General features: G+C 70.2%; 2 protein-coding genes (1 of these 2 only partly in view). Both read right to left on the bottom strand.

Features of this window, described 5'->3' with window-relative positions; translation table 11 throughout:
- Positions 1 to 4: 4 nt before the first annotated feature.
- Complete coding sequence (locus AC1PLS_RS10875; protein WP_481103668.1) at positions 5 to 10,954, bottom strand: SDR family NAD(P)-dependent oxidoreductase; 10,950 nt, start codon at positions 10,952 to 10,954, stop codon at positions 5 to 7.
- Positions 10,954 to 19,114, bottom strand: the final stretch of a protein-coding gene (locus tag AC1PLS_RS10870) for an SDR family NAD(P)-dependent oxidoreductase (protein ID WP_481103667.1). It continues 8,459 nt past the right edge of the window; 8,161 of the gene's 16,620 nt are visible here — the last part of the coding sequence; its start codon lies off the right edge, out of view; its stop codon occupies positions 10,954 to 10,956. The genes AC1PLS_RS10875 and AC1PLS_RS10870 overlap by 1 nt, the downstream gene beginning before the upstream one ends.

Here is a 19,114-nt window from a genome sequence, read left to right as displayed (position 1 = left end):
CTTTTCAGTGACTGGTCGCAGGCTCTTCTTTCCAGAAATTTCCCTTTGCACGCTTCTCCGGCGCACGAACGGCGGCCGGGATGGGCGTGGCCAGGTCGATGCGGTTCAACACGGGCGCCTCAAGGGGCGATCGCGTCGGTACGTAGTCGATCGCGTCGAAGGCGGCCAGCACGACGTGCGCATTGGTGCCGCCGTCGGCGAAGGAGTTGACCGCCGCCGCCAGCAGCGGCGATTCCCATGCACCGTGGTCGCGACAGAACGACAGGCCCGCCGCATCGGTGTCGAAATGCGCCAGGGGTTGCTCGGCCGAGAGAAACGGAACGCGTTGCCGACGATGCAGCATGAGCACGACCTTGATGAAGCTCGCGATCCCTTCGGCGCACAGCGGATGCCCGATGTTCGGCTTTATTGAACCGAGTTCGCAGCGACGTTCGAGGCCTCCGTAGACCGCGGCGATCGCCTTCAGCTCGAGCAGATCGCTCACCGGCGAGCCGGCACCGTTTGCCTCCACGTGGGTGACGTCTTCCGCTCGCAGACCGCTGGCGGCCAGCGCGTCGCGCATCACGTCGATCTGGGCATGCATATTGGGAGCCCCCGGTCCTGCCGTGCGTCCGTCGTTGTTGATGCCTGTCGCCCTGACGATGGCGTAGATGGTGTCGCCGTCGGCCCGAGCCCGGTCGAGGGTCTTGAGCAGTACCATGCCCGCGCCCTCGCCTAGGATCGCGCCCTGCGCGCGACGATCGAAGACGTGGAACCGGCCTTCCGGCTGCAGCAGGCCCCGCTGCCTGAACAGCGCAAGCGCCGCGCCTGTCTGCAACACGTTCACCCCGCCCACCAGCGCCGAGTCGGCGCGTCTCGAGCAAAGTGCCTGCACGGCAAGGTCCGCGGCCGCCAGGGCTGACGAGCATGCCGTATCCACCACGAGGCTCGGACCACGCAGGTCGAAGAACTGAGAGACGTTCGCGGCGAGATAGTTCTGGCCCGTGGCGAGAATTGGATTCGGAGCCAAGCCCAGGCTTTCGTCGTCGGCCCGATGTTGCGATCGGGCGCCGAGGTAGACGCCGGTACGAGAGCCGCGGATCTCGTCGGGAAGGTATCCAGCGTGGTACCAGGTTTTCAGCGATTCCTCGAGCAGGATCAGTGCCTGCGGATCCATGGCTCGTGCATCGTAGGGCGAGAGGCGGAAATAGTCCGCATCGAAGCGCGCCGCGTCGTCCAGCAGCGCCGCGTGATCGTCTCCACCGTCCGTCCAGCGCTGCTCGGCGATCGGACGGATCGACGAACGACCCTCGCGCAGGAGCGCCCAGTACGCGTCGAGCGTGTCGCAACCGGCGAAGCGGCACGAGATGCCCACCACCGCGACGTCCCCGCCACGGGACGCCGTGGACGTCGGCCGGACGGCCGGCAAAGTCGCCGGACGTTCGTCACCGGGCCGGGTCACCGTGTTTACCGACGCATGCGGCGGATCGGCAACGTCCTCCAAGGCCTTGCCATGGTGACGTCGCAGCCAGCCGGCGAAGGCGGCGATGGTGGGATGTTCGTAGAGGATCGACGGATCCACGACCTGGCCCACCGCCTTGCCGACCGGCGCCAGGAGCTGCGCGAGCATGACCGAGTCCGCGCCGTAGTCCGTCAATGGCGCGAGCGGATCGATGCGGGACGGCTCGATGCCGAGGTGGCCCGAAACCAGCGTCAGCAGCCATGCCTCGATACCGGTATCGGTTTTCGCACGGGCCGGCGCCGCTTCAACGACGCCAGGGCTCGGTTTGCGGGCCGCCGGAGCCGGCGCATGGCGCAACGGACCGGTGGACCATCGATCCTCGTCGACCCACGCTGGCAGCACGGCACCGCGGTAGCCGGCGGCGAGCAGCTCGTCAAGAAGGGCCAGCCCCTCGTCGTCGTCCAGGCTGAGCAGGCCGCTCTCCCCGTACGGACGGCCGTGCGCGGCACCCATGCCGGTCTGCGCCCAACTGGGCCACTGCACGCTGATGACCGGCTCACCGGCGGCGGCCCGTGTCATGGCGAAGTGGTCCATGAAGGCGTTGGCGGCGGCGTAGTCGGACTGGCCCACGGCCAGCGCCGGGAGCAGTGCGGATACCGACGAGAACAACGCGGCAAAGGTCAGCGGCTGGTCATGCAGTTGGGCGAAGGCGTTTTTCAATCCATCGACCTTCGGTTGCAGCACGCTCGCGATGCTGTCGAGCGACTTGCCCACGAAGGCCGGGTCGTTCGCGTCCAGTCGCCCGGCGCAATGGATGAATCCCCGGATGGCACCCATCGTGCCGACCACTTCGCCGAGCTCGCGGCCGAGGGCGACGGCGTCGGTCAGCGCCACGTTCGACACGCGTATCGAGGCGCCGGTGGCTTCAAGTTCTAGGAGGTCTCGTACGCGCGCCGCGTGGGGGCCCTTTCCAGCGGCGATGGCCGGCCATTGCTCCCGCAAGGGGAACGCTTCGCGGCAGGTGAGCAGGAGTCGGCGTGCGCCGTGACGTTTGACGAAATGACGCGCGCACAGATAGCCGAGGCCGCGCGTGCCACCGGTGATCCACAGGACCTCGTCGGGTGCGAAGCGGTGGGTGCGATCGTCTCCGGCGTCGGGCGGCAAGGCCTCTTCCAGCGTAGCGATGTAACGGATGCCTTCGTTTCGTCGTGCCTGCACGTCGCGGGTATCGGCGAGCCATTCGTCGTGGATCCATTCGGCCTCGCGTTCGACATCCCCCATAAGGGCATCCAGGTCGAGGTGCCGGGTGGACAACCGGGTGTATTCGCTTTGCAGGCCACGCACCAACGCGGCGTGCCACACCGTTCCGTCACGGGGACGTGTGTCGTGGACCTCTTCGAGCCCGCGGGTCACGCACAGTGCGCGGCCGCCCTGTGCGGCGCGGGCACGGACCCACACCTGCCAGGGGACAAGCCGGCGCACGCTGCTCTCGTCGGCGACGGGTTCCGTCGCGAGTTCGATGATGCCCTCGTAGGCGCCGAGAGTGCTTGCCGGCATCGTCAGGAAGTGCCCAGGCGTCACCGCATGCCCGTTGGGGAGGCGCGTGCGCAGGGCCGTGACCAGGCCGGACGACGTGTCGTCCGCAACGATCAGCACGCGGTGCATGGATGGCGCCGCGGCAGGAAGGTCCGACGGTTGCCATTGTTTCGCGAGGATGCGGCGACGCCGGGCGGGAGTCGCTCCGGTCACCGCACGGTCGGCGGGCCGGGGCACGCCCGGCACCCAGTAATGTTCGGGAGCGAACGGATAGGTAGGCAACGACACGCGTCGTGGCGTGCGGCCGGCATGCAGGCCGCGCCAGTCGACGGGCACGCCCTGCACCCATAGCGCGAGCAGTCGGCCGTATTTGCCGCGCTCGATCCAGCGGTCCAGCGCGTGCCGGAGCTCATCGTCGCTGCCGAACAGGGCGAGGGCCTCCTGGCGGCGCACCTCGCCGTGGTGGGTGTGTGCGCCCTGCGGACCCTGTTCGAGGTAATCGCGCAGTCGCGTGCGCAGTTCGTCGAGTGAGCCGACGACGAAGGCCAGCCGGTGGTCCATCGCCTCGCGGCCCACCTGCAAGGTGTAGGCGAGGTCGTCCAGCGGCGGGGCCTCGCGCTCGAGATGGGCGAGCAGGCGCCGGACCTGCTCGCTCAGCCGCTCGCCGCTGCGCGCCGACAGCGGCACGACCTGCGGGCGGTCCGGCGCGGTGGCGGCCGGCAGAGGCGGGGCGATGTACTCGCGCACGATCAGGTGCGCGTTGGCACCGCCGGCACCGAAGGAGGACAGGCCGGCGATGCGCGGCATCTCCCGCGACTCGCCGTCGCGCTCGCTCTGCGGACGCGGCCAGGACTCCAGCGTGCGCTGGACGCGGAAGGGCGTGTCCTCGAAGCCGATGTGCGGGTTGAGCTCCTGGGCATGCAGCGAGGGCACCAGCTCGCCGTGGCGCATCTGCAACAGCACCTTGGCCAGGCCGGCGATGCCGGCGGCGCTCTCCAGGTGGCCGATGTTGGACTTCACCGAGCCGATCGCGCAGTACTGCCGGTCGGCGGTGAACTGGGCGAAGGCCTGGGTGAGGCCGGCGATCTCGATCGGATCGCCCAGGCTCGTGCCGGTGCCGTGGGCCTCGACGTAGCCGATCTGGCGCGCGTCCACGCCCGCTTCGCGCAGCGCCTGGGCGACCACGCGCGCCTGCGCCTGCGGGTTGGGCACGGTGTAGCCGTTGGTTTTGCCGCCGTGGTTGATACCGCTGCCGAGGATCACGCCGTGGATATGGTCGCCCGCCGCGATGGCCCGTTCCAGCGGCTTGAGCAGCACCGCGCCCACACCTTCGCCCGGCACGTAGCCGTCACCGTGCGCGCCGAAGCTCTCGCAGCGTCCGCGGCTGGAGGCGAACTGGGCCTGGGAGATGGCCAGGTACTTGTTCGGGTGCACCGACACGTTGACGCCGCCGGCGATCGCCGCCTGGCATTCGCCGGCCTGCAGGCTGCGACAGGCCAGGTGGATGGCCGTGAGCGAGCTGGAACACATCGTGTCCACCGCCAGGCTCGGGCCGTGCAGGTTGCAGTAGTACGACACACGGTTGGCGATCGACGAGGCGCTGCCGCCCAGGGCGAAGGGCTCGCCCAGCGCCTGCGCCTGCGCGCCGTAGAGCTGGTATTCCTCATACATGACGCCGACGAACACGCCCACCGCGCCGCCCGGGTCGTCTTCGCCGTGCAAGGTGTCGCGGGTGTAGCCGGCGTCTTCCAGCGTCGCGTAGGCGCATTCGAGGAAGAGCCGCTCCTGCGGATCGAGGAACTGCGCCTCGCGGGGCGAGACCTGGAAGAACAGTGCGTCGAAGCGGTCGACGTCGTCGATGAAGCCGCCCCACTTGCTGTAGCTGCGGCCCAGCGTGCCCTTGTGCGGGTCGAAGAAACCGTGCAGGTCCCAGCGTTGGGCCGGGATCGGCGTGATGCTGTCGCGCCCGGCGCGCAGGTTGTCCCAATAGGCATCCAGGTCGACGGCCTGCGGATAACGCCCGCTCATGCCGACGATGGCGATGCCGGCGCTCGCGACCGGGGCGGCTGCGGGGAGCGCGTCGGCGAAACGGAGACGACGCGCGCGGGGTGCGGCCCCGGCGACCGGCGTGGCCGTGGTCGGCGCAAGCGGCGCCGGAGCGCCGGCCCACGGCAGTCGCGCGACCAGCGCCGGACGATGCCGTTCGATGAAATAGCCGGCCAGCGCGTCGATGCTCTGGTACTCGAACATCAGCGTCTTGGGCAGCGAGCCGAACGCCTCCTGCAGTGCCGCGACGAGTTGCACGGCCAGGATCGAGTCGATGCCGTACTGCTCCATGGGCGCCGCTGGATCGATGCGATCCGGCGAAAGCTTCAGCGCCTGCGACAACAGTCTCTTCAGGTACGCCACCGTGCCGTCGACGAGATCGTCAGCATCGGTGCCGACGGTCGGCGGCAAGTTTGGCGCGGTCTCGTCATCCGTGGCGCCGGTATCCGCCGTCGTCCCGGCGACGACGGACGACGGCATGGGCGCGCCGCCGATGACCAGGACCTGCGCATGGCGCGTCGCCCACGCCTGTCGGAGGGCGACGAGACCCTGTTCGGTTTCCAGCGCGTGGATCCCCTGCCCGTTCAACTGGCGGAGCATGGCGGGGTCCAGGCGCATGCCGCCGTCGGCCCACAACGGCCAGTCGATCGACAGCGTGCGGCCATGGCGCGTGCCGTCGGCGACGCAGCGTTGCCGATGACGTGCGAACGCGTCGAGGAAGGCGTTCGCGGTGGCGTAGTCGCATTGGCCCACGCCGCCGACGACGCCCGCGACCGACGAGAACAGCAGGAAGCTGTCGAGCGGGACGTCGCGGGTGGCAAGGTCGAGATTGACCGTCCCGGCCACCTTGGCCGACCACACCGCGCGGAGCTGCTCGACCGATTTGCGCAGGATGAAGGCATCCTCGATGACGCCGGCGCTGTGGACGATGCCGTCCAGGCGGCCGTGCATGGCGAGGATGTCCCGCACGCAGGCATGCACGGCATCCGCATCGGCGACGTCCAGTGCCAAGTAGTCCACGCGCAGGTCGTGGCCGTCTTCCGCCAGGCTCGCGACGAGCCGTTGTTTTGACGCATCCAGTGCAGAGCGTCCGGTGAGCACCAGGCGGGCACCGCGCACCCGTCGGGCGATGTCGCGTGCGACGATGAGGCCCAGCCCACCCGCACCGCCGGTAATCCAGTACACGCCACCGTTCTTCCATGGCCCGGCCGCCGCCTGGTCCACCTCGACCGGTGCCTCGTCCAGCGCGAACACCTCGCGCCCGCCGTCGCGGTAACGGACCTGGACCTCGTCCGCCGCAGCGGAAAGGTTCGAGCGCGAGGTCTCGCCCAGCATCGCGGCATCGGTGCCCGTCGGCAATTCGATGACCTGGCCGCGGAACAGCGGATTTTCCAGCGTCGCGCTCTTGAGCAGACCCGCGACCGAGCCCGTGAGAGATCCTTGCGACTCGCCCCAGGCATCGCCATGCCGGGCGATCATCAATTGCAGCGTCACCGTGTCGCGGGGGCGTCCCTGGAGGATGTCGCGAACGGTCTGGAAGACCGCTTCCCATGCATCCGCCAGCGACGCCACGTCGATAACCGGTGGCAACACCAGCCAATGCGACGCGGCATCTTCGGCGCGCAGCGCATCCAAGTGATGGCCGAAGGCGGCGTCGAGGACGATCCATCGTGCGGCTCGATGGACGGATGCGTTGCCGGCCGCGGCCAGAGCGCGTGCGCGCCACCGTGGCGTCATCAGCATCGCCGGGCTGGTGCGCGGCCGCAGTACCTCGCCGGCCAGTCGACGCGAGGTGAGACCGCGCAGGCGAATCGCCACACGGCCTCGCTCGTCGCAGAGGTCGACGTCGACGACGCGCGATCGTGCGTCGTCGACGTCACGTTCGCGGATGAGCGCGGTGGCGCGTTCGCCGCACGCGGCCCAGATCTGCAGCGAATCGAGCGCGAAGGGCAACCGCGCGGCATCGGCGGACCCGTTCGGCGCGGCGCCGTCCTCCGGCATCCACAGACCCGCAATGGCCTGCAGTGCGCCGTCCATGAGACTGGGATGCAGAAGGTAGCGGTCGGCCGTGCCGCGCACCGGTTCCGGGAGCACCAGCGACGCAAGCACTTCGTGGCGCCCATCCTCGCATTCGCGGATGCGCAGCGATGCGATGGCACGCATCGCCGGCAGGTAATCCAGGCCACCGGCCTGATGCATGGCATAGCAGGCGTCGCCGTCGACGTGGCGCACATCGGCCCAATCGTCGAGCGCCACCATCGGCGCCTCGACGGAGCTGCGACGCGGCACGTTGCCCTGTGAATGCACGACGCGCGCGGACGCGCCCTCGCTGTAGATCTCGAACTCGATCTCGTCCTCGCCCTGCGGATACAGGGCGACGTGCAGGGCCGTGTCGTCGGTATCGGCCACCGTCGGTTCACCCCATGAGACATGGCGCAGCTCGAACATGCCGGTGCCGTGCTCGCCGCCACCGTGTTCGATCGCGGCACGCGCCATCTCGAGGTAGGCGACCGCAGGAAGCAGGCGCTGTCCGTGCACGCGGTGGTCGCTGAAGAAGAATTCCTCGCCCGTGAAGCGCGAGGTGAAACGCTGTTCGTCGAGGTCGGACGTATTTCGATGCAGCAGCGGATGGAGCACCGACTGCACGTCGTCGATGGACTTGCGCTTGCGCTCGTCTGGCGCCCAGAAGCGTTCTCGGTCGAACGGATAGGTAGGCAACGACACGCGTCGTGGCGTGCGGCCGGCATGCAGGCCGCGCCAGTCGACGGGCACGCCCTGCACCCATAGCGCGAGCAGTCGGCCGTATTTGCCGCGCTCGATCCAGCGGTCCAGCGCGTGCCGGAGCTCATCGTCGCTGCCGAACAGGGCGAGGGCCTCCTGGCGGCGCACCTCGCCGTGGTGGGTGTGTGCGCCCTGCGGACCCTGTTCGAGGTAATCGCGCAGTCGCGTGCGCAGTTCGTCGAGTGAGCCGACGACGAAGGCCAGCCGGTGGTCCATCGCCTCGCGGCCCACCTGCAAGGTGTAGGCGAGGTCGTCCAGCGGCGGGGCCTCGCGCTCGAGATGGGCGAGCAGGCGCCGGACCTGCTCGCTCAGCCGCTCGCCGCTGCGCGCCGACAGCGGCACGACCTGCGGGCGGTCCGGCGCGGTGGCGGCCGGCAGAGGCGGGGCGATGTACTCGCGCACGATCAGGTGCGCGTTGGCACCGCCGGCACCGAAGGAGGACAGGCCGGCGATGCGCGGCATCTCCCGCGACTCGCCGTCGCGCTCGCTCTGCGGACGCGGCCAGGACTCCAGCGTGCGCTGGACGCGGAAGGGCGTGTCCTCGAAGCCGATGTGCGGGTTGAGCTCCTGGGCATGCAGCGAGGGCACCAGCTCGCCGTGGCGCATCTGCAACAGCACCTTGGCCAGGCCGGCGATGCCGGCGGCGCTCTCCAGGTGGCCGATGTTGGACTTCACCGAGCCGATCGCGCAGTACTGCCGGTCGGCGGTGAACTGGGCGAAGGCCTGGGTGAGGCCGGCGATCTCGATCGGATCGCCCAGGCTCGTGCCGGTGCCGTGGGCCTCGACGTAGCCGATCTGGCGCGCGTCCACGCCCGCTTCGCGCAGCGCCTGGGCGACCACGCGCGCCTGCGCCTGCGGGTTGGGCACGGTGTAGCCGTTGGTTTTGCCGCCGTGGTTGATACCGCTGCCGAGGATCACGCCGTGGATATGGTCGCCCGCCGCGATGGCCCGTTCCAGCGGCTTGAGCAGTACCGCGCCCACGCCTTCGCCCGGCACGTAGCCGTCACCGTGCGCGCCGAAGCTCTCGCAGCGTCCGCGGCTGGAGGCGAACTGGGCCTGGGAGATGGCCAGGTACTTGTTCGGGTGCACCGACACGTTGACGCCGCCGGCGATCGCCGCCTGGCATTCGCCGGCCTGCAGGCTGCGACAGGCCAGGTGGATGGCCGTGAGCGAGCTGGAACACATCGTGTCCACCGCCAGGCTCGGGCCGTGCAGGTTGCAGTAGTACGACACACGATTGGCGATCGACGAGGCGCTGCCGCCCAGGGCGAAGGGCTCGCCCAGCGCCTGCGCCTGCGCGCCGTAGAGCTGGTATTCCTCATACATGACGCCGACGAACACGCCAACCGCGCCGCCCGGGTCGTCTTCGCCGTGCAAGGTGTCGCGGGTGTAGCCGGCGTCTTCCAGCGTCGCGTAGGCGCATTCGAGGAAGAGCCGCTCCTGCGGATCGAGGAACTGCGCCTCGCGGGGCGAGACCTGGAAGAACAGTGCGTCGAAGCGGTCGACGTCGTCGATAAAGCCGCCCCACTTGCTGTAGCTGCGGCCCAGCGTGCCCTTGTGCGGGTCGAAGAAACCGTGCAGGTCCCAGCGTTGGGCCGGGATCGGCGTGATGCTGTCGCGCCCGGCGCGCAGGTTGTCCCAATAGGCATCCAGGTCGACGGCCTGCGGATAACGCCCGCTCATGCCGACGATGGCGATGCCGGCGCTCGCGACCGGGGCGGCTGCGGGGAGCGCGTCGGCGAAACGGAGACGACGCGCGCGGGGTGCGGCCCCGGCGACCGGCGTGGCCGTGGTCGCGGTCGGCGCAAGCGGCGCCGGAGCGCCGGCCCACGGCAGTCGCGCGACCAGCGCCGGACGATGCCGTTCGATGAAATAGCCGGCCAGCGCGTCGATGCTCTGGTACTCGAACATCAGCGTCTTGGGCAGCGAGCCGAACGCCTCCTGCAGTGCCGCGACGAGTTGCAAGGCCAGGATCGAGTCGATGCCGTAGTGTTCCAGCGGTGCCCGTGCGTCGATCCTCGTCGGTGGCAGTCGCAACGTGCGCGACAGCAAGTCCTTGAGGTAGGCGGCGGTCCGCTCGTGCAGTTCCCCCGTGTCGCCGTCCGCGGCCGTCTCCTCGGCCGAGAGGGGTATCGGCGCGGTAATGTCGACCGGGGCCGCTGCCCAGCCGTGGGCGCGCGAGGCGAGCCCGTTGAAGCGCACGCAGAGCCGCCCGGACGCGTCGCACAGATCCACGTCCAGCGTGTGCAGCGAATCGCCACGTGCCGATGGGCGCAGATAGGCCCACCCGGTCGTCGGCACGGGATGGAAGACGTCGAGACCGTCGAGCGCGAACGGAATCATCGGCTGGCGCGCGCGCGCCCGGCCATCGCCCTCGGCGACGTCGTCCGTGAGCAGCGCGATTGCCGCCTGCAGCGCACTGTCCATGATGCCCGGGCGCAGCGAGTAGCCGGAGCCGGCGGCATCGTCGTGCAGGGCGATCCGGGCCAGCGCGAAAGGCCGTCCGGCGGCATCCGTGCCGACGTGCACTTCCTGCAGCCCGCGATGAGTGGGACCGTAGTCGATGCCGGCGGCGGCAAACGTCACATAGCAGGTATCCGCATCGAGGACGCGTGCGCAGGCGGCCAGCAGTCCGTCGAGGTCGAGCACGGGCGATTCGTCATCGGCGACGGCGGAGCGATAGAGCACGCGGCCCTGAACGTGGGCCACACGCTCGCCGGGCGGGCTGCTCGCGACGATGTCGAAGTCAACGTCGCCGTCGCCCCGCGCGCCGAGTTCAACGTGCAGCGTCGTGTCGCCGTCGGCGACCACCGGTCGCAGCCACGCCACGTCCCGCAAGCCGACCGGACGCTTACCTTCCCCATCCGGATCGCCGCCGTGGGCGACGGCGGCCATGGCCATTTCAAGGGCGACGACGCCCGGCAGCATCTTCCGGCCGCCGACCACGTGATCGGCGAGGAACGGCTCCTCGCCGGTGAGTCGCGTAGTGAAGCGGAGCCCCAGGAGGTCCGACGTGTTCTGTTGCAGCAGCGGATGCGGTGACGCCAAGCCGTCGCCGGGTGTCCGTGCATACGCGAGGAGCCGCATCGCCTGGGATTTGGTCAACCGCCCTTCCATGGTTTCCCGCAACACGAACTCCGGATACTTCATCAGTCGAGCCCCGCATCCATACGTTCGAGCGTTCGCAGGGCATCGTCGAGGGTCAGGCTATGACCCAGCAGTCCGTCGATCAGTGCCTCGATCGGACCGTCGCCGGCGCGCGCCGCCTGGTGCGCTACCGCGGCGTCCGCGCGGTTGCTGTGTCGATTGTCGTGCAGGTTCACCCAGTAGCTCTCCCTCGCGAACGGATAGGTCGGCAGGCTGACGCGCCGTGGCGAGAGTGGTGCATTCGCGGCCGAACCGGCGTAAAGCCGATGCCAATCGATTGCGAGCCCCCGGGTCCACCTTTCCAGCATTCTGGAGTATTCGCCTTTTTGCAAGCCTGCATCCAGGGTGCCGTCGTCATCGCCTCCCGTCGACTCGCCGGGACGATGCGTCACGACGCCCAAGGTTCCCCTGTGCGCGCGATCTGCCACGAAGCCGGCGAGTTCCCCGGCCAGTTGTTCCATCGACTCGACGACGAAGCCGAGCCGATGGTCCATGGCTTCCCGTCCGACCTGGAGGGTAAAGGCCAGGTCGTGCAGGTCGGGTGCGGAGGGGCCGCTCACGGCGGCGAGCAGGCGCTGCGCCTGCTCGCGCAGGGCGGCCGCCGTCTTCGCCGACAACACCACCAGGGCGGGCGCGCGCACGGGGGCGCGCGACGGCTCGGTCGCCTCGAAGGATTCGAGCACCACGTGCGCGTTTGAGCCGCCGATGCCGAAGCCGCTGACGCCCGCCCGGCGCGGGAGCTCGCGTCCCGCCGCGTCGACCGGCGCCGCCCATGTCACGGTCTCGCAGGCCAGGTAGAAAGGGCCGTCGTCCAGTTCCAGGTAGGGATTGGGCGACTTCAGCTGACCGTTGCCCGGTATGCACCGGTGGGCGAACATCAGTAGCACCTTGATCACGCCGGCGACGCCCGCCGCGGCTTCCAGATGGCCGACGTTCGTCTTCACCGAACCGAGCGCACAGTGGCGCCGCACGGCCTTTCCAGGACGACGCTCGCGGTGCAGTTCGTCGAAGGCCGCCTTGAGCGCGTTGACCTCCACCGGATCGCCGAGGGCCGTGCCGGTGCCGTGCGCCTCGATATATCCCACCGTGGCGGGGTCGATACCGGCGCCACGATAGGCATCCACCAGCAACTGGCGCTGGGCGAGCGGGTTGGGCGCGGTCGGCGACGATGCCCGGCCGCCATGGTTTTCCGCGCTGCCGACGATCACGCCGTAGACGTGGTCGCGGTCGGCCCTGGCGGCCGCAAGCGGCTTGAGCATGAGCACCGCCACGCCTTCGCCACGGCCATAGCCGTCGGCGGACGCGTCGAAGGTCTTGCATCGTCCGTCGTCGCTGAGCATGCCCGCCTGATGGGCGCGCATCCCGTTGACCGGGTTGACGATGACGTTGACGCCGCCGACGAGGGCGGCCTCGCACTCTCCCGACTGGATCGCCCGGACCGCCCGGTGCAGTGCCACCAGCGAGCTGGAGCAGGCGGTATCCACCGGTTCGCTCGGTCCGCGCAGGTCGAGCAGATAGGAGAGCCGGTTCGCGATCATGAAATGGAACGCGGCGTCGCCGCCGAATGGCGACGACATGCCCGCGAGCTGGCAGAGGTCTTTGTAATCGGACGTGGATACGCCGACGAAGACGCCGGTCCGGCTGCCGGCCAGGCTGGTCGCGCGGTAACCGGCGTCTTCGACGCACGCCCAGGCGTGTTCGATGAACAACCGTTGCTGCGGATCCATCGCACCCGCCTCGATCGGGGTGATGCCGAAGAACATCGGGTCGAAGCAGTCGATGCCATCGATGTAGCCGGCCAGGCGCACCGCGGCCGGAAGCGCCGAGCGATCGGCGACGAGTCCGCCGGTCAGGGCCACGCGTTCCAGCGGCATGTCGCCGATCAGATCCGCATTGTCCGCCAGGCGGGTCCAGAACTCGCCGACGTCGGCCGATCCGGGAAAACGCCCGCTCATGCCGATGATCGCCACGCTGGTCGGCGTGTCTTCGACTGGCGCGGGCACGGACGTCGAGGGCGCGGACATCGAGGATCCCGACGTCGATGCCTGGGCCGTGCCGGCCCGTCGCGACGGGCGTGCCGGCGTGGGCGACGAAGCGCTTCGCGCATCCGCGGCCGCGGCCGCGGCCGCGGTGCCCGCGAAGTCTGCCGCGTGGCGCGACAGCAGGTGCCGGGCCAGCGCGGTAAGGTTGGAGCATTCGAAGAACACCGTCGGCATCAGCTTCAGGCCGTAGCGGCGATTGAGGTGGTTGGCGTACTCCGTGAGGTAGATCGAGTCGAAACCGTAATGCGACAGCCCGGTCGAGCCGTCGATGGCGTCGGCCTCCATTTTGAGGACGGTGGCGGCGACCTCGGCGAGTTCGCGCGTGAGCGATGCCAGGCGGGCGTCGTCCGTCGACGAGACAGGGGGAACGGCGTTTTCCGGATCCGTCGGCGTGGCCGACGGAGCGTCCGCGAACAATACGGCGCGCAGCGTATCCGGCCGCCCCTGGGCGACCAGGAGGCGTGGGGTACCCGTATTCGTCGCCCAGGCGAGGCTAGCCAGGGCCTCGGCGGTATCCAGCGGCTCCAGCCCGATCATGTGCCGGGCCTGTTCCTCGGTCTGCGCGTCGACGCGCATGCCACCTTCGCGCCATAGCGGCCAGTTGATCGAGCAGGTGTGGCCCTGCCGGATGCCCGCCTCCACCTGCGTTTCTCGATGCAGTGCGAAGGCATCGAGAAACGCGTTGGCGGCGGCGTAGTCGGCCTGGCCCGGATTGCCCATGACGGCGGCGAGCGACGAGAACACGGCGAAGAACGCCAGCGGCGCGTCGCGCGTCGCCTCGTCGAGCACGAGCGTGCCGGCGATCTTGGGCGCGAGTACCTCCGCGGCCTCGGTGGCGGTCTTGCGGGCGAGCCACGCGTCGCGCACGACCCCGGCGGCGTGCAGCACGCCGCGCAGTCGCCTGCCGCGGAACGATTCACTGGCGAGGGCGGCCTCGACCTCGTCGGCTCGCGTCACGTCGCAGCGGACGTAGTACGCATCGATACCGTCGGCGCGCAGCGTGGAAAGCCATGCGTCGTCGGTCGGCGGCGTCCTGCCGCTCAACACGACGCGGACGCCCGTTTCCCTGCCGACATGGCGGGCGAGCAATCGGCCGATGCCGCCCGCGCCGCCGGTGATCCAGACCACGTCGCCGGGTTGGAGCATGGTTAAACGCCCGGCATGGGTCGTGGACTGCACGGGCGCCTCGTCCCAGCGAAGAATCTGGCGCGTACCGTCGTGGTAGCGGACGGCGCTCGCGTCGTCCGTCGCGTCCGCTTCGGCGACAAGCCAATGGCGGAGGCTTTCCGGGTCGGCGTGGGAGGACGCGGGATAGCGCAGCAACCTGCCGCGAACACGCGGATGTTCGTTGCGTGCCGTCTTGAGCAACCCCTCGATCGCCGCGTGGGCATGCCAGGCCTCGTCGTCGGGAAGCGGCAGCAGCACGTGCGCGTCGCGCCCCGCGCTGATGAGTTCCTGCACCAGGGCCATCGCGCGGAGGACGTTGTTCGCGATCGCCTCCGCCGACGTCGGCGGATCGAGCCGGACGACGCGTGCCGCAGGGAAGGCCTCGAGGATGCATCGATGCAGGGACGCCTGACCATGCGGGACCAGGAAGACCGGATCGTGCGTCGCATCGCGTCGCATGCCGGCAGCCGGCGGCGCATCCCGCCATGCGGGAACGGCGTGGATCACGTCGGGTCGGCGGACGGCTGCCGGCGATCGCGCCGTGAAGCCCTCCAATCGCACCAGGCACTCGCCGTCCGTATCGAGCACGTCGATGTCGTAACGCCGGATCGCGCCATCGCCCGCCGACACCTGGCGTACGTGCGCGTGGCACGCCGGCGGCAGCGTGCTCGCGTGGATCCACAACGCCTCGAGCGTGAACGGCAGGCGTAGCTGCCGTTCGCCGTCCTGGATCAGCGAGAAGCAAACGGCGGCCAGTACCGCGCCGTGCATCAGGGACGGATGCAGCACCCCGGCGTGAACCGGCAAACCCGATGCCGGCAGTTCGAGATGAGCGATCGCCTCGTATTCGGCGTGCCGGATCGAACGGATGGGGAACATCCGCGGCCCATGCATCACGCCGAGCAGCTCGTGGCATGCGCTGCCCTCGATCCGCGTCGGGCAACGCCGGACCACGCCGTCGAGGTCCGCGCGCGGCGGTCGTGGCGGCGCGTCGTCGGCGTTCGTCAGCAGGACGCCCTGGGCGCAGGTCGAACCCGGCATGGGCGTGGCGGTGGCCGATATCGTGAAGTCCACTCCGGCCGCGCTTGGCGCAAGATGGGTGTAGAGCGTGGTTTCGCCGGGAGGCGCGGCCATCGGGCTTTGCCAGACGATGTGCGTCATGCCGACGACGGCTTGCCCCTCGCGTCGCTCGGCGGCGGCGCGTGCGGCTTCCAGGAAGACCACGCCGGGCACGATGTGCCGGTGGTCCGTCAGGAAGAACTCGTCCCCGCGCAGGACGGTGGCGATCGGCTCATCCGCCGCCGTGCCGCCCGATCCCGGCGAGATCAGCGACAGGCCGCTTATCGCGACGACGACCTGCCCCTCCGCGTCGCATATATCGACGTCGATGGTGGCCGTCCGCGCCGCGGCATTTCCGTCGACCTGCTCCGCGGGACGCATGCGCAGGTGGGCCCACGCTTCCGCGGGCATCACGCCCCACACGTCCACGGCGTCGGCGGCAAAGGGCACCGTTCCCGGCGTGGGCGCGCCGCCGTCGTGCCGGGTTCCGGTCGCCACGCCGATCACGGTCTGCAACGCGCCGTCGAGCATGCTGGGATGGACGATGTAGCGATTGTGGGTATCGGCTACGCAGGACGGCAGGCGTAGATGAGCCAGCACGTAGCGGCCGTCGAGGTCGTCGCCGGCGTGGAGGGCGACGATCGACCGGAAAGCGTCGCCGTAGCGGAGCGTGCCATCGCCCTGCCCGGCCGCGAGGGCCTTGCCATCCCACGCCGGAGCGGCGTTCGCGCGAAGCCCGTCGAGGTCTAGCCGATCGGGGCGGCGCGCGGAGGCATCCAGCACGACGATGCTGCCCTGGGCCAACACGGCTTCGTCGCGGGTTGCCGCGTCGCGTGTGTGGATGTCGAACGCGACGTCCCCCCCCGGCGAGGTCGTCAGTCGCGTATGCACGTCGGTGGCGGAACTCACGGCTAGGGGACGTATCCACGCGATGTCGCGCAGGCCTATCCCATGGTTCGTGCCGGTTTCTTCGGTCGAGAGCGTGGCGGCGCGGCAGGCCATCTCGATGTGGCAGGCGGCGGGCAGCGTCGGCCGGCCGTTCACCACGTGGTCGCGAAGGTAGAACTCCCGCCCGTCGAAGGTCGACGTGAAGCGCTGCGCGGCCAGCGTCGAGGTGTTCCGGTGCAGCAGTGGATGGAGCATCGAGGGAGCCGACGGGGCCGTCCCGACCGCTGCGTGGCCGTCGACCCAGTGCCGTTCGCGCTCGAAGGGATAGCCCGGCAAGGGGATGTGGCGCGGTGGCGGCGTGCCGAACAGGCGCGCCCAGGGCAGCGTGTAGCCCTGGCAATGCAGGTCGGCCAGGGCGTGCAGGATCTCGCGCTCGTCGGCGGCTGGCAGGTCGGTCTCGAGGCGCTCGAACAGCGCCAGCGCGTGACGTTGCTGGGCCGGCTGGCCGACGAACTCGCGCGGCGCCTCGCCGCGGAAGACGTCGGCCAGCCGCTCGCCGCCAGCCAGGCGGTCCAGCCGGTCCAGGGCGTGTTCGCGGTCGTCCACCGCCACCGCGCAGCGGTGTTCGAAGTGATGCCGGCCGCAGGCCAGTGTGTGGCTCATCGCGGTCAGCGCCGCTGCGTCCCAGTCGCCCGCGGCCAGCGTGTCCCGCAGCGCCGTGCAACGCCGCCGCAGCGCCGCGGCGCTGCGCGCGGACAGCAGCAGCGGCACGCTGCGCCGCGCCCACACCGGCGGATCGGCCAGGACGGCGTCCTCCAGCAGCACGTGCGCGTTGGTGCCGCTCATCCCGAACGCGCTCACCCCCACCCGCCGCGGCCGTCCCGGCACCGCCGGCCATGGCCGCGGCGACGTGTTCACCGCCAGCCCGCTGTCCTGCCAGGCCACGTAGTCGCTGGGCTGCTCGGCGTTCACACTGGCCGGAATCTGCTCATGGCGCAGCGCCATCACCGCGCCGACCAGACTGACCAGCCCCGAGGCCGCGAAGCTGTGCCCGAAGTTGCCCTTGGTCGAGGTCAGCGCGCAGGGCGAGCGGTCCGCCGGCCGCCCACCGAACACCGCGCGCAGCGCTTCGATCTCTACCGGGTCGCCCAGCCGCGTGCCGGTGCCGTGGGTGACCACGTAGTCGATGTCCGCCGCCGCCACCCCGGCCTGCCGATACACCTGCGCGATCAGCTGCGCCTGTCGCGCCCCGTTGGGCGCGGTGATCCCGTTGGTCTTGCCGTCGTAGTTGGTCCCGCTGGCCCGGATCACCGCGTACACCGGGTCGCCCTCGGCCCGCGCCCGCTCCAGCCGGCGCAGCACCACCGCCACCACCGCCTCCCCCGGCACCATCCCGTTGGCCCGCTGGTCGAACGCGTAGCAGCGCCCGTCCGGCGAGAGCATCCCCGCCTGGCTCATCCCCACGTAGGCCTGCGCGGTCAGCGACAGGCTTGCCGCCGCCGCGATCGCCGTGTCGCATTCCCCCGCGCGCAGGCTCAGGCACGCCTGGTGCAACGCCACCAGACCCGACGAGCACGAGGTGTTCAGCGCCATCGACGGGCCTTGCAGGTTCAGTACGTAGGCCAGCCGCGCCGCCAGGACCGCGTCGTGCGTGCCGGTCAGCGTGCCCTGCGCGCCGACCAGCGACTGGTACTCGCCCTGCTCTACCCCCACGAACGTCCCCACCGAGCGCGTGGCCAATTGCAACGGGCCGTGGCCGGCGTCCTCCAGCGCGTTCCACGCCTCCTGCAGCAGCAGCCGCTGGCGTGGGTCCATGCCCTGCGCCTCGCGCGGGGAGATCTCGAAGAACGCCGGGTCGAACTCCTCCACCCCCGGCATCGCCCCCAGCCACTTGCTCGCTAGCAGCCCCTGGGCGAAGCCTTCCCGCCAGTCGAAGCGTTCCAGTGCGATCTCTTCCACCACCTCGCGGCCCTCGGCCAGCACCCGCCACATCGCCGCCACGTTGCGCGCCTGCGGAAAACGCCCGCTCAGGCCCACGATCGCGATCGCCGCCGGCGCCAGCTCGGCCGTCTCGGCCGTCTCGGCCGGCGCGGTCGCCGATGCCGGGGCCGCCGGGACCATGGACGCGGTCGCCACCGTGTCCGTCTCAATCGGCTCAACGGCCTCGACCGTCGCGTAGCGTGCTTCCACCGCCGCGCGGTGCTCGCGCCACAGATAACCGCCCACCTGCTCCAGCGTGGCGTGGCTGAAGAACAGCGCCGGGGTCAGCGTCACCCCGTAGTGCGCCGATAGTTGCCTTGCCCATTGCGCCAGGCTGATCGAATCGAAACCGAAATCGGCCAGGTTGTCCTGCACCCGGATCTGCGCGCGCGGCAGCTTCAGCAACTCGCTGACCTGTTGCTTGAGCTCCCAGTGCAGGCACCCTTCCACCGTCAGCCCGCGCAACTCCGGCCGCCGTGCCGACGCGGCCGACGCCGCACCCCCCGTCGGCGGAGCTGCGGCCCTGCTGCCGGCCCCGCGCCCGCGCAGGATCGCCTCGATCCGCGCCCGCTGGCCGTGCATCAGCAGGTACGCCCCCGATGGCTGGCCCAGCGCCTGCTCGAAGAACGCCAGCCCCGCCGCCACCGGCAACGCCACCTGGCCGCTGCTGCGCAGGTACAGCCGCGTGTGCTCGGCCGCGCCCGCGCGCATCCCGCCTTCGGCCCACAACGGCCAGTTGATCGCTACCCGCCGCGCCGCGCCCGGCGCCTCCACCCACTGCGCCCAGGCCATCTGGAAGCGGTTGCCCATCGCGTAGTCGCCACCGCCGAAGTCCCCCAACACCGCCGCGCTGGAACTGAAGTAGCACACAAACGCCAGCGGCTGCCCGGCCATCACCGTGTCCAGGACCGCGCTGCCGTCCACCTTCGCGGCCAGCACCCCGGCCAGCGCCGAGGCCGTCTTCGCTGTCAACGGCGCCGGATCCAGCACCCCGGCCGCGTGCACCACTCCCTCGATCGCGCCCCAT

It is taken from the genome of Xanthomonas sp. NCPPB 3218, from assembly GCF_056725185.1.
The sequence above is the reverse complement of the archived record's forward strand: the minus strand, read 5'-3'. Positions and strand labels throughout refer to the sequence as shown.